Consider the following 11,864-nt stretch of genomic DNA (forward strand, 5'->3'; position numbering starts at 1 on the left):
TGACAACCCAAGCAAACTGCTCGCCTGACCCCTCACAGAATCCTGGAAACTACTGCTTAATACACGCCGGTTTCGACCCGGAAGTGGGTGCGGGTCGCGAACCAGTCGAACGCGAGGTCCAGGAGTTCGCCCATGGTCTGGCACCGGTGATTGCGGGTGTGGGCACGCAGCCGGACGTAGGGATCGACCGGGTAGCGGTAATGGTCGAGCAAGTCCTGGCGTTCAACCGAGGTCAGGCGAGTACTTGTCACGGGTCGGCCCTGCACGGGGAGGCGACGCCGGTTATCATCAGACTCTCTGCCGCCGGAGGTGCGGGCCGACAGGAGGGGCTCCCGTGGACGAGCGCCGTGCGCTGATGGGCGCGATCATCGAGAACCCCGACGAGGACACGCCGCGCCTCGTGTTCGCCGACTGGCTCCAAGAGCACGGCGACGCGCACGACCGAGCCCGCGCCGAGTTCATCCGCCTCCAGGTCGAGGCCGCACGGTTGCCGAAAGGCGACAAGAAGCGAACAAAGCTCGAAGGCAGCGCGAAGAAGCTCGCCAACGAGCACCACGGGGCGTGGCTCGCCCCGCTCGCCGCCTTCGTCCACCAGATCTCGGACGACGCGAACTGGACCGACGACCGCTCCCATTACGACGGGCTGTTCGAGCGCGGGCTGCTCAAGGAACTCATTGTTGAGGCCGCGAAGTTCCTCCAAGCGAAGTATCAGCAGGTCTTCCCGGACGCGCTCGCGGCGGTGGGGCTGGAAACCCTGTCCTTCTACACCCCGGCGCGGCGGGTCGGCGAGTTGCCCGGGTCGCCGGCGCTCCGGTGGGTCTCCCGGATGGAGTGCCCCGCCGTCGGCGACGCGGCGTTCGAGGCGTTCGGCACCTCCCCGCACCTCGCCCACATCACCGCGTTCGAGTTCGGTGAGGCCAAGATCAGCGACGCGGGCCTGAAGGCGTTCGCCCGGACCGCCGGCACCGCACGGCTGCGGAAGTTCGCCGTCACGACCGCGAGCCCGCGGGAGTCCACGAAAGCCCGGTTCACCGCCGCCGGCGTGCTCGCGCTCCTGAGCAGCCCGCGGCTCCCGGCCCTGACCGCGCTCGGAGTCGGGGCCGGGGCCGCCGAGCGGTTCGGCGCGGCGGAGTTCCTCGCCGACCCGCGCCTCTCGAAGCTCACGGAGTTGACGTTCGGGGTGCGCGGGCCGCTGGCCGATGTGATCGCGTGCCCGCACCTCGTGAACCTGCGCTCGCTCCGCCTCGACGTGACCGCCGTGACCGAAGCGGACACCGACGCGCTGCTCGCCAGTCCCACCTTCGCCAAGCTCACTGAGTTGCTGCTCGATTCGTTCGGCCCCCTCCCGCCCGGGACCAAGAAGAAACTCCAGTCGCGGTTCGGCAACAACCTGTGGCTCCGTGACCGCGCCTCGTAGCCCCTCCGCGAGCGAGGCCGTCGCGGACGCCCTCCTTCAACGCCCGTTGAGCTCTACGCGGAGTGCAGTACGGCCAAGTGATGACCGAAATTGTCTGCGTATCACTTCGCCATTTGGTGGGAGGTATTTAGCCGACGGGACGGACCTGATCGACGGCCAACTGCTGGAGCGCTTCGTCGCCGACCGGGAGGGGGCGGCGCTGGCCGCCCTGATCCGGCGGCACGCCCCGATGGTCTGGGGCGTCTGCTGCCGCACCCTCCGCCGGCCGCAGGGCGCCGAGGACGCGTTCCAGCCGACCTTCCTCGTCCTCGTCCTCGTCCTCGTCCGCCGGGCCGCGGCGGTGGTGCCCCCGGAGCGGGTCGGGAACTGGCTCTACGGGGTGGCCCGCCAGACCGCCCGCAAGGCGCGGGCGACGGCCGTGAGGCGGGCGCGCCGGGAGCGGCAGGTGGCCAACCTCCCCGAACCGGCGGCCGCGGAGCCGGTTCCGCCGAACGACTGGACGCCTCTCCTGGACGCGGAGTTGGCCCGCCTGCCGGACCCGTACCGGGCGGTCGTCGTGCTGTGCGACCTGGAGGGGCGGACCCGCGCGGAGGCGGCGCGGGAGCTCGGCGTGCCGGAGGGCACGGTCGGCAGCCGGCTGGCGAGGGCCCGGGGGATGCTGGCGAGCCGGTTGGCCCGGCACGGGCTGTCGGTGACCGGCGGGGCGGTGGGGGCGAGCCTGCCGACCGCCGCCGCCGGTGCGCCCCCACCGCTGGTAGCCGCGACGATCCGGGCGGCGGGGCTGATGGCCGCCGGGCGGGCGGGAACGACGGGTGCCATCTCGACCACGACCATCGCCCTGACCGAAGGAGTGCTGAGAACCATTTTGCTAACCAAACTCGCCCGCGTGACGGCAACGGTGCTGCTGGCACTCGCCACCTGCACCGGAGGTGCCCTGGCGGTCCTGCAGCTCCGTGCGGCGGACGCCCCCGGCAGCTCGCCGGGTCAGGAGAACAAGGGGATTCGACCGAAGGGGGCCGTTCCCCAGAAGGGAGAGCCGGCCGGTGACCCCAAGCTGATCGCCGGGAAATGGAAGCTGGCGGCGTTCAGGATGGACGGCGTCCGCCTGGCCGGCAAGGAACTGGCGGACTACCTGACGGGGAATGACTTCCCAGCGGAGTGGACCTTCACCGCCGAGCACCTAGAGTGGCCGGCCCCGAAGCCGGGCGTGGCGAAGGTCCGCATCCCGTACCGGCTGGACGAGAAGGCGACTCCGCGGCGGATCGACGTGGGGACGTTCGGGCTGGGCCAGGACGTGAAGTACCCGTTCACCACCCTGGGGGTGTGTGTACAAGCTGACGGGCGACACGCTGGAAATCTGCTGGGCCCCGAACGGCCAACCGCGGCCCGACGCCTTCGGGACGGAGCCGAAGGACGGCCGTGTCCTGCTGGAGCTCGACCGGGTTCCGGCGAAGAAGGAGTAGCGGGCCCGGCCCGGCGGTCACTTCCGCCTTGTGGGGTAACGAGCTGTTGATCCCGGGCGAGGGGCGGGGTGCGGCTCGGGCCGCGTTCGAATTCGACGCCCGTTCCCGCGAAACACCTCCCGTCAAATGCGAAAGTGGTGGCCCCGCACCGGGCAGGGCGATCGCTTTACCTTCCACACTCCTCCCGTCGAGTGTTAGTCCTACAGCCGTAGTTGCTACAATCGCCCCTATCAGGAGTTATAGCGGGGGCGAGCGATGTCAGGACGACCGACGGCACGGCGGGTGGTGGGCTGGGCTAACGAGCTCGACACCGTGGGTGAACGGATCGGGCGACGCTTCGCCCGCCGTGAGCCCCGGCAACGCGCCGTCGGGTATCCCCGCGGTCTGTTGAGCGGCGCCGAGCGGAAGAACGGGTGGCAGTTGGCCGAGCACCTCGGCGACCCGACGCCCGACGGCGTGCCGCACCTGCTGGCCCGGGCCGACTGGGAGGCAGACGGGGTCCGGGACGACCTGCTCGGGTACGGGGCCGAGTCCCTGGGCGGTGCCGACGGCGTGCTGATCGTGGACCAGACGGGGTTCCTGAAGAAGGGGACCAAGTCGGTCGGCGTGGCGCGGCAGTACAGCGGGACCGCGGGGCGGATCGAGAACTGTCAGGTCGGCGTCTTCCTCGGGTACGCAACCCGGACGGGGCGCGCGTTGCTCGACCGGGGACTGTACGTGCCGAGGGAGTGGGCCGGCGACGCCGACCGGCGCGAGGAAGCCGGGGTTCCGAAGGCGGTCGCGTTCGCCACCGAACTGGTGCTGGCGCGGCGGATGATCGACCGGGCTCTGGCGGCCGGGGTGCCGGCGCGGTGGGGAACGGCCGATGCGGTGTACGGGTCCGATTACCACTTCCGCGCCGCCGTCGAGAAGCACGGTCTGGGGTACGTGGCCGGGGTGCGGTCGGACTTCGCGGCGTTCTCCGGGTTCCGACGGGTGCGGGCGAAGGCGTGGCTGGCCGAGGTGCCCGCCGACGCCTGGCAGCGGCGGAGCTGCGGGGAGGGGTCGAATGGACCGCGGCTGTATGACTGGGTGGTGCTCCGGACGAATTCGCCCGACCCGGACGAGTACTCGCGGTGGGTGTTGATCCGGCGGAGTGTGTCGGATCCGACCGAGGTGGCGTACTTCGCCTGTGGCGGCCCGCCCGCAACGACGCTGTCGGACTTGGTCCGCGTGGCGGGGGCGCGCTGGGCGATCGAGGACCTGTTCGGGTTGGCCAAGGGCGACTGCGGGCTCGACGAGTACGAGGTCTGGTCGTGGGTCGGGTGGTACCGGCACGTCACCCTGAGCCTGTTCGCCCTGGCGGTGGTAGCGGTGATCCGGTCGCAGGCCGCGAAGCCGGGCGGGCGAAAAAAGGGGGCGCGGAGCTGATCCCGCTGACCGTGCCGGAGGTCCGCAAGCTGGTCCTGCGGGTGGTGTGGGACCGGCTCACCCCGGCCGAGCAGGTGTTGGCGTGGTCGGAGTGGCGGCGGCGACACCAACACCGGGCGAGGGAATGCCACTACCGAAAACGTGGCGCGAAGCCACCCGATTAACTACGGCTGTAGGACTAGCTCACGTGCGCAGTCCCCGATGAGCCCGTTGCGGTCGGTTTGACGTGGACCGTTACGGCGTCGGCCTCGATGCAGAGGTCCGTGAACCAGGGGTCGGGGCACTCGAGGGGGTCGGAGCCAGATGTGGTGGCCATTCCTGCCAACGGACGCGACGACGGGCACAATTATACCCTCATTCTAACCAATGCACTTCACCAACTTTGCGGGAGAACCCGAATTATCTACCGATTTCCGGCGGCAGTTGTGCTTCGCGTGAAGTGCGGTGCGGTCCGGGAGAGGGCACTCAGAACGGTCGCCTGGACCGGCGGCGGTACTCGCCCGGCGTCACGCCGCCGTGCGCCGCGAAGACCTCGAACAGCCGCTTCGGCGACGCGAACCCGCAACGGGAGGCGACGTCCGCGACCGCCAGGTCGGTGGTCGCGAGGAGGGCCCTCGCCCGCTCGACCTGCACCCGGACGATCTCCTGCTTCGGGGTCCGCCCGAGCAGCGCCTTGAACCGCTTCTTGAGGGAACTGTACGACTCCTCGGACGCGGCGACGGCGTCCGCGACCCGGGCGCCGTCGCAGGCGTGCGCGCGGATGTACCGGATCAGGGCGACGAGTTCCGGGTCGTCGACCGCGAGGACGTCCGAGGACTGGCGGGCCACCAGGCCTAGTGGCGGGAGCATGAGCGGCCGCCCCGGCCGGCGCTCCCCGGCCATCATCCGGGCCAGGAGCGCGGCCGCCTCGTACCCGACCCGCTCCGCGCCGACGTCGATGCTGGTCAGCGGCGGGTGCGACAGGCCGCACAGGAACGCGTCGTTGTCGACGCCCACGACGGCGACCTCGTCCGGGACGCGGACCCCCGCCGCCCGGCACGCGTCGAGGACCTGGTGCCCGCGGTCGTCGTAGCACGCCATCACGCCGACCGGCTTCGCCAGCCCGGCGAGCCAGGAGCCGAGTTCGACCTGTTCGTCGTCCCACGAGTGAACGGGGGGGCGGCCCGGGACCGGGAAGTGGTCGCACGCGTGCCCGGCGGCCGTGACGACCGCCGCGAACCGCGCCCGGCGGACATCGGCCCAAAGGTTCTCCCCCGCCTGCAGGCCGCAGAAGGCGAACCGCCGGAACCCCTGGTCGAGCAGGTGGCGCGCCCCGATCTCGGCGACCGCGAAACTGTCCACCCCGACCGCCGGCAGCTCCGGACCCAGCGTGCCGAGGCGGAGGTCGACCGCGGGCACCCCTGACGCGGCGACGAGCCTGCCGAACTCGGGGTTGTCGGTGCGCACCAAAATGCCGTCCCCCTCCCAACCGTTCAGCCAGCGGGGCGGCGGATCGCCCAACCCCTGGGGGCGAAAGTAGACCGACCACGGCCCGTGCTCACTGATGTAGTGCGTCACGCCCGCGAGAACCCGGCGGCCGTACTCGCGAGACGTTTCGACGAACAGGGCGACACGTGGGCGGCGCATGGGGCGGCGGTTCCTATCTCGGACCCCGTCAATGTACCACGAGGGGCAACTCCGCGGGCCGTCGAACCGAAATGCGGACTCGGTTTGCCGATTCCAGGATTGTTCGCACCACCGTCCCCGAGAATGATGATCCTGCACTCCAGAAGTGACGCTCCGAATCACACCAGTTGCCACTTTGCCCCGTGGAGCCGCCCGTGATCGCCCTCCTGTTCTTGTGCCTCACCGCCGCCGAAGTGCCCCAGGAAAAGGTCGACCTGAGGGGGTGGAAGCCGGTGCCGGCCGCGGCCAAGCCGGCCGCGGTGACGGCGGACAAGGTCGAACTCGCCCCGTCCGCCGACAACTGGGCCTTCCTCACGGCACCCGAACTCAGTGCGGACGTTGAGGTGGCGGCCACGGTCGTAGTCACGGGAAAGGCCCAGGCGTTCAACTTCTTCGGCGAGTCGTGGTCCGTGTGGCCGGACCCGACGTACTCGGACCGGGGCTTCGAGGCGGGCGTGCTCGTCCGCGGGTCACCGGAGGCCGGCTACCGCGTCCAGTTCTCGCACGCGCTCCAGGAGGTGACGCTGGTCAAGTACCCGGACGGCGGGTACCTGAGGTCGGTCCCGTGCCCGGTCGAACTGAACAAGCCGTTCGCGGTCCGGGTCGCCGCCCATGGCAACGTCATCAGTGTCGTGGTCGATGAGAAGGAGAAGATCCGGTACCGCGACGACCCTTCCCCCCTCGCCAAGGGCGCGGTCGGCCTCGGTGCGTCCAGCCGGGCCAAGGTCTCGTTCTCGGGGGTTTCGGTCCGCTCGCTCTCGCCTCCTCCGGCGGCCAAGCCGTCGCCCGAACACGTCCCCAACTTCTCGGTCCGGAAATGGGTCGGCGGGCGGGACTGGGTGTTCGACGGGGATGAACCCGTCCTCCTCGCGACGACAGCTGGGACGTTAAACAACGCCAAACTGCGGCCGGGCTACAAGCCCCAACTGTCCTGGACCGGGCACTGGGAGACCTCGAACCAAGGCGCGTTCCCCGACGGAGCGGCCAAGGCGGCCGACGCCGTGTTCTCGGGCGGCGGCAAGACGCTCACCGCGAAGTGGTCGGCGAAGAACGTCAAGGGCCGGTTCGAGCAACGGTTCACAATGGAGGTTGGTTTCGATCCCCGGCGCCAGACTTACACTTACGACGTGGACTCGGAACTCGAGGTTTCGGCCGGCGACCCGTTCCACTTCAAGTACGGGTTCGATTTCGAGCACCACACGCCGCTCGACCCGTTCGGCTGGCAGTACCTGATGGTCCGGTCGGCGGACGGGCGAGTCGTCCGCCGACCGGTGACGCCGCAGGACCCGGGCGTGATCCGCGGCCTCGACATGACAACCGGTGGGGCCAGGGTGTGGTACGGGCGGTACGCCGAGAAACTGGTGGTCTCCCCCGCCGTCGAGTACACCCTCCCCGACACGGCGACCCGCAGGGCCGAGACGTCCGTGTGCGCGGCGTTCTACGACACCGGCATCGCCTACCCGCAGGACACGCTGAAGGCCGGGACGAAGGTCCGGGCCAGGTACCGGTACACCGGGTACCCCGCCGCCGAGGCCGAGGCGATGTTCACGGCGTCCGCACTCGCCGACACGGGCGGCGGGACGATCGACCCGAACCGGCACTTCATCTTCGCCGACGAGTGGCCGAAGGTCACCTTCTCGAAGTTCGTCCCAACGAGTGAGCCGTGGCAGATGGGCCGCCGGCCGTTCCTCAGTGGGCACAATCAGAGGCCCAAGTACGAACTGGAGAGGGTGCCCGGTGTGGGCAGCGGGTTCGCGATGAAGCTCGGGCCGACCGCCTGGGCCGCGGCCGACCTCCGTGTTCCCGACCCACTCGCCGCCGGAACCTACGTCGTGTCGGCCCGGTGCAAGTCCGACACCGCCATCGGGCCGGGCGGGCGGGTCGAGCTCCACGTCAAAGACAAGACCGGAAAGGTTCTCCGTTCGGAGACCCACTTCATCGGGAGCGGCTCCTTCGACTGGCGGACGACCGCCTGGGCGACGACCGTGCCGGAGGACGCGGCCGGTGTCGGTGTCGTACTCGGGAACGCCGGCACCGGGGACGTGTTAGTCACCGACCTGTCGTTCACGAAGCTGGAGCCCGGTGCCGCCCTGCCCGGAGGAGTCCTCCCGGCCGCGAACGCGACGGCTCCCAAGACCGACCCGGTCCCGCCGGGGGTGCTGGCCGACTACCGGATGCTCGAGGGAAAGGGCCACCACGTCTACAACCACGCGGGCCGCACCACTGGACCACTCGAGTTGGCGAACGTTGACTGGGTGACGGACGAGGGCCGGCCGGCGCTGAGGTTCGCCGACAACCCGCCTGCTCGCCGGGACTGGGTCCGGGGCGGGTGGCTCGCGGGGCAGTACTTCGAGCACCCGGGCGGCGGGTACAAGGAGCCGCACAAGAAGGCGCTGCCGTTCGCGGCAACAACTCCGGACTTCGACGCCCGGCGAAAGGAGACGGGCGCGTATACGCTCGTCACGAACGTAAAGCCGGCTGCCGAAATGGGCCGTGGTGAGCACCGGGAGCAGGCGCACGTGGTCGGATTCGGGCACCGGTTCGGCATCCTCCGCCTCACCGGCGAGAAGGCCCCCTACGGGCTCGTGGCCGCCGTCACGCCGAACGACGTCATCCCTACTGAAGGCGCGAAACTCGAGGCAGGGAAGTGGTACCAACTCGCGGTCACCGGCGAGCGCGCGGCCGGCAACAAGTGCCGGGTGCGGGTGTACGTGGACGGCGCGCTCGTCGCCGACGCGGTGACGAAGGCGCACGAGGTGGCGAAGGACGGAACCGAGGGCGGCGGGGTCGAGCTGATCTTCGGGGCGGAGCAGTGGTACCTGCACGCGTACTACTTCCGCGGGCTGATCGGCCGCACGACGGTGTTCGACCGCGCCCTGACCCCGAAGGAACTCGGCAGCGTATCCGCCTCGAAATAGCACGTTGTCTCCAGGTTGTTCCGGTCCCATCGATACCCGTCCGTCGAGGTGAACGACATGCTTCCCCGTGATTTCAAGCGTTCCCGAGGGTTCACCCTCATCGAGCTTCTCGTGGTGATCGCGATCATCGCCGTCCTGATCGGCCTATTGCTCCCTGCGGTGCAGAAGGTCCGCGAGGCCGCGGCGAGGGCCAAGTGCCAGAACAACCTGAAGCAACTCGGCGTCGCCGTCCACGCCCACGAGTCGGCCCTCGGCCACCTGCCGCCCGGCCAGTTCAACGACCTCGCGACCGACCAGACCGCGCCCTACAACTGGCCGCGGGCGTGCTGGGTCCACCCGCTCCTCCCGTACCTCGAACAGCAAGCGCTGTACGCCCAGTTCGAGTCCCTCAAGGGGGAAGCGAACGGCACGCTCGGCGCGATCGTCTCCGGTGCTCGGGGCTCGATCGTGCCGGTCCTCCTGTGCCCGTCGGACCCGAACAGCCCGAAGACCAAGACGCTCGATCAGTCCTCTTACGGCGGGTTCAGCGGGGACCAGGGCCAGCACGCGAACTACCTGGCCTGCGCGGGCGACGGCACCTACGGGAACGGCACGACCGACCCGACCGGGCTGTTCTTCGTGCGGTCGAAGGTCCGGCTCACCGGCATCCAGGACGGCACGAGCAACACCCTGGCGCTGGCGGAAGGGCTCGTGGTCCCCGACACGGCCTCGACGAACGACATCCGCGGGCGGTACTGCAACACCTGGGACGGGAACATGTGGTTCAGCACGGGGCAACCGCCGAACACCACGGTCGGTGACAAGCTCACTTATCAAGGCATTAGCACCTTACAAGCGCCGGCGGCTGCGTCGTCGTCACCCGCGACAGACAACGCCCTCTACGCCCGCAGCTCCCACGCCGGAGGGGTGAACGCGGTCCTCGCCGACGGCTCCGTGCGATTCATCGCGAACGGCGTTGACGCGCAAGCCTACAAGGCGGCCGGGAGCCGGAGCGGTGGGGAGGCGGTGCCACTCCCGTGACCGAACACCGCACGCCCGCCACGCTCACACGAACGCTCGGTATCGCCGCCCTCGCCGCGCTCGCCGTCGGGTGTCCCGACGCCGGGAGCCGCCCGGTCACCGTCCGCGGCACGGTGACACTCGACGGCACGCCGGTGGAGCGGGGCGAGATCGTCTTCGACCCCGCGACCCCAGGTGCGAACGGTTCCGACGCCGGAACCGTCGCGGACGGGCGGTTCGAACTCCAGGTGAGTCCGGGGCCGAAGCTCGTTCGGATCCGCGCCACACGCCCCGCGAAGTTCAAGGCCGCGATCGGGCCGTCGGGCGGGCCCCTCGCGGAGAACTACGTCCCGGCCCGCTACAACCGGAACACGGAACTCAGCGCCGACGTCGCCCCAGGGGCCGCGAACGAACTCCGGTTCGAGCTGCGCACGAAGTGACGGCCCCGGCGGCCCGCCCGAAACCTTGGGCGGACCCGTACCCACACTCGGAGACGAGACGATGATGAGCGTCGGCACCCCCGCCGGGCCGAGCCGCCGGTCGTTCCTGAAGGCCGGGGCGATCGGCCTGGGGAACGTGTCCCTCGCGGAACTGTTCCGCCTCCGGGCCGCGGGCCCGCGGTCCGCGGCCGACGACCGGTCCGTGATCGTGCTCTGGGTACACGGCGGTCCGAGCCACCTCGAGACGTACGACCTCAAGCCCGGGGCCCCAAGCGACTGCCGGAGCCTGTACGCGCCGACGAAGACGAACGTCCCGGGCGTGGAGGTCTGCGAGTTGCTCCCGCGGCACGCCCGCCTCGCCGACAAGTTCACCATCGTGCGGTCCCTCGCCCACGACGAGGCGGACCACGGGTTCGGGACGCGGCGGCTCTGCACCGGGTACGGCGCGTCGGTCGCCGGGAACGGGCCGGCGAAGTACCCCGCTTACGAGTGCGCGGTGAACCGGTCCCTCGGGGTGCTGCGCGACGGGGTGCCGGTCTCGGTCAACCTCGGCGGGTTCGCGGCGTCGACCCCGTGGCGCGGGGCCGGGTTCCTCGGCGGCCGGTACGAGGTCCCGCAGGACCGCCTCGAAAGTTCCCGCGTCACGGTCCCCGCGGACCGGTTCGCCGACCGCAAGTCGCTGCTCGCCGCGTTCGACACGACGCGGACCCGCCTCGACGCGTCCGACGCGTTCGGAACCGCGGACGAGTTCCGCCGCCAGGCGTTCGAGGTGCTCACGAGCGGGCGCGCGGCCGCGGCGTTCGATCTCGGCAAGGAAGACCCGAAGGTCCGGGACCGGTACGCCGCGATCGAGTTCGAACGCGGGCTGCTCGCGCTCCGCCTGGTCGAGGCCGGGGTCCGCCTGGTGAACGTGTACGTCCAGGGGCAGCACTCGAGCAACCGGGGCAAGCCCGGTGGGAACTCACACAACTGGGACGACCACGCGGTCAACTGGAACATGGACCACGCCCTGCGACTGCGGCTCCCCTGGTTCGACGCCTGCGTCGCCAACATGATCGAAGACCTGTACGCGCGCGGCCTCGACGAGAAGACGCTGCTGGTCGTCACGGGCGAGTTCGGCCGGACCCCGCGGCTGGAGAACGTAAACGGGAGCGTCGGCCGGGACCACTGGCCGGGCGCGATGTCGGTCCTCGTGTCCGGCGGCGGGCTGGACCGCGGCAACGTGATCGGTGCCACCGACAAGCGCGGGGCGGCCCCGGTCGGGTTCAAGCACGACCCGTTCGACTTCCTCGCGACCATCTACCACTGGCTCGGGATCGACCCGGCCCAGAACGTCCTCGACCTGTCGGGCCGGCCCGTGCCCCTCTCCCCCGGCACACCGATCCGCGGCGTGGTCTGAGCGGAACGGCGCGGTTGGAGTTCCTCTCGTGGTGACAACTTTGGTGCGGGAGCGAGCTTTGGGTTAGTCCGACCCGGGTGCCGCAATCGGAGCCCATAAGAGCGTTCGGAAAGAATGAAGTTTAGGGCTCTAAGATTCTCAGGCAGATGAGGG

The 11,864-nt window shown here is 70.1% G+C and carries 9 protein-coding genes; 7 read left to right on the plus strand and 2 right to left on the minus strand.

Features of this window, described 5'->3' with window-relative positions; all coding sequences use genetic code 11:
* Nucleotides 1-56: 56 nt before the first annotated feature.
* Complete coding sequence (locus ACTIGN_RS11380; RefSeq protein WP_439623861.1) at nucleotides 57-251, minus strand: hypothetical protein; 195 nt, start codon at nucleotides 249-251, stop codon at nucleotides 57-59.
* An 83-nt stretch (nucleotides 252-334) separates the two neighbouring features.
* On the opposite strand from ACTIGN_RS11380, the gene ACTIGN_RS11385 reads away from it, so the two are divergent.
* The 3 genes from ACTIGN_RS11385 to ACTIGN_RS11395 all read left to right on the plus strand — a co-directional run bounded on the left by ACTIGN_RS11385 (nucleotide 335) and on the right by ACTIGN_RS11395 (nucleotide 4,290).
* Nucleotides 335-1,417: a TIGR02996 domain-containing protein gene (locus tag ACTIGN_RS11385; RefSeq protein WP_439623863.1), complete on the plus strand. Its 1,083-nt coding sequence runs from the start codon at nucleotides 335-337 to the stop codon at nucleotides 1,415-1,417.
* Nucleotides 1,401-2,930, plus strand: a complete 1,530-nt coding sequence (locus ACTIGN_RS11390) for an RNA polymerase sigma factor (RefSeq protein ID WP_439623865.1) — start codon at nucleotides 1,401-1,403, stop codon at nucleotides 2,928-2,930. Before ACTIGN_RS11385 ends, ACTIGN_RS11390 begins: the two co-directional genes overlap by 17 nt.
* Nucleotides 2,931-3,135: 205 nt before the next feature.
* Complete coding sequence (locus ACTIGN_RS11395) at nucleotides 3,136-4,290, plus strand: IS701 family transposase (RefSeq protein WP_439623867.1); 1,155 nt, start codon at nucleotides 3,136-3,138, stop codon at nucleotides 4,288-4,290.
* 465 nt (nucleotides 4,291-4,755) lie between these two features.
* On the opposite strand, the gene ACTIGN_RS11400 is transcribed toward ACTIGN_RS11395, so the two are convergent.
* The gene (locus ACTIGN_RS11400) at nucleotides 4,756-5,916 is read right to left on the minus strand and encodes a XylR family transcriptional regulator (RefSeq protein WP_439623869.1); all 1,161 of its coding nucleotides are present in this window, start codon (nucleotides 5,914-5,916) and stop codon (nucleotides 4,756-4,758) included.
* 194 nt (nucleotides 5,917-6,110) lie between these two features.
* On the opposite strand from ACTIGN_RS11400, the gene ACTIGN_RS11405 reads away from it, so the two are divergent.
* From ACTIGN_RS11405 to ACTIGN_RS11420, 4 genes are all read left to right on the plus strand, one after another.
* A complete protein-coding gene (locus ACTIGN_RS11405) occupies nucleotides 6,111-8,873 on the plus strand; it encodes a LamG-like jellyroll fold domain-containing protein (RefSeq protein ID WP_439623871.1) in 2,763 nt (920 codons plus the stop codon).
* A 57-nt stretch (nucleotides 8,874-8,930) separates the two neighbouring features.
* The gene (locus ACTIGN_RS11410) at nucleotides 8,931-9,893 is read left to right on the plus strand and encodes a DUF1559 family PulG-like putative transporter (protein WP_439623873.1); all 963 of its coding nucleotides are present in this window, start codon (nucleotides 8,931-8,933) and stop codon (nucleotides 9,891-9,893) included.
* Nucleotides 9,890-10,312: a hypothetical protein gene (locus ACTIGN_RS11415; protein ID WP_439623875.1), complete on the plus strand. Its 423-nt coding sequence runs from the start codon at nucleotides 9,890-9,892 to the stop codon at nucleotides 10,310-10,312. Before ACTIGN_RS11410 ends, ACTIGN_RS11415 begins: the two co-directional genes overlap by 4 nt.
* 61 nt (nucleotides 10,313-10,373) lie before the next feature.
* Nucleotides 10,374-11,711: a DUF1501 domain-containing protein gene (locus ACTIGN_RS11420; protein WP_439623877.1), complete on the plus strand. Its 1,338-nt coding sequence runs from the start codon at nucleotides 10,374-10,376 to the stop codon at nucleotides 11,709-11,711.
* The last annotated feature ends 153 nt before the right edge of the window (nucleotides 11,712-11,864 follow it).

It is taken from the genome of Gemmata sp. (assembly GCF_051859125.1).
In the GTDB taxonomy this organism is placed as follows: domain Bacteria; phylum Planctomycetota; class Planctomycetia; order Gemmatales; family Gemmataceae; genus Gemmata.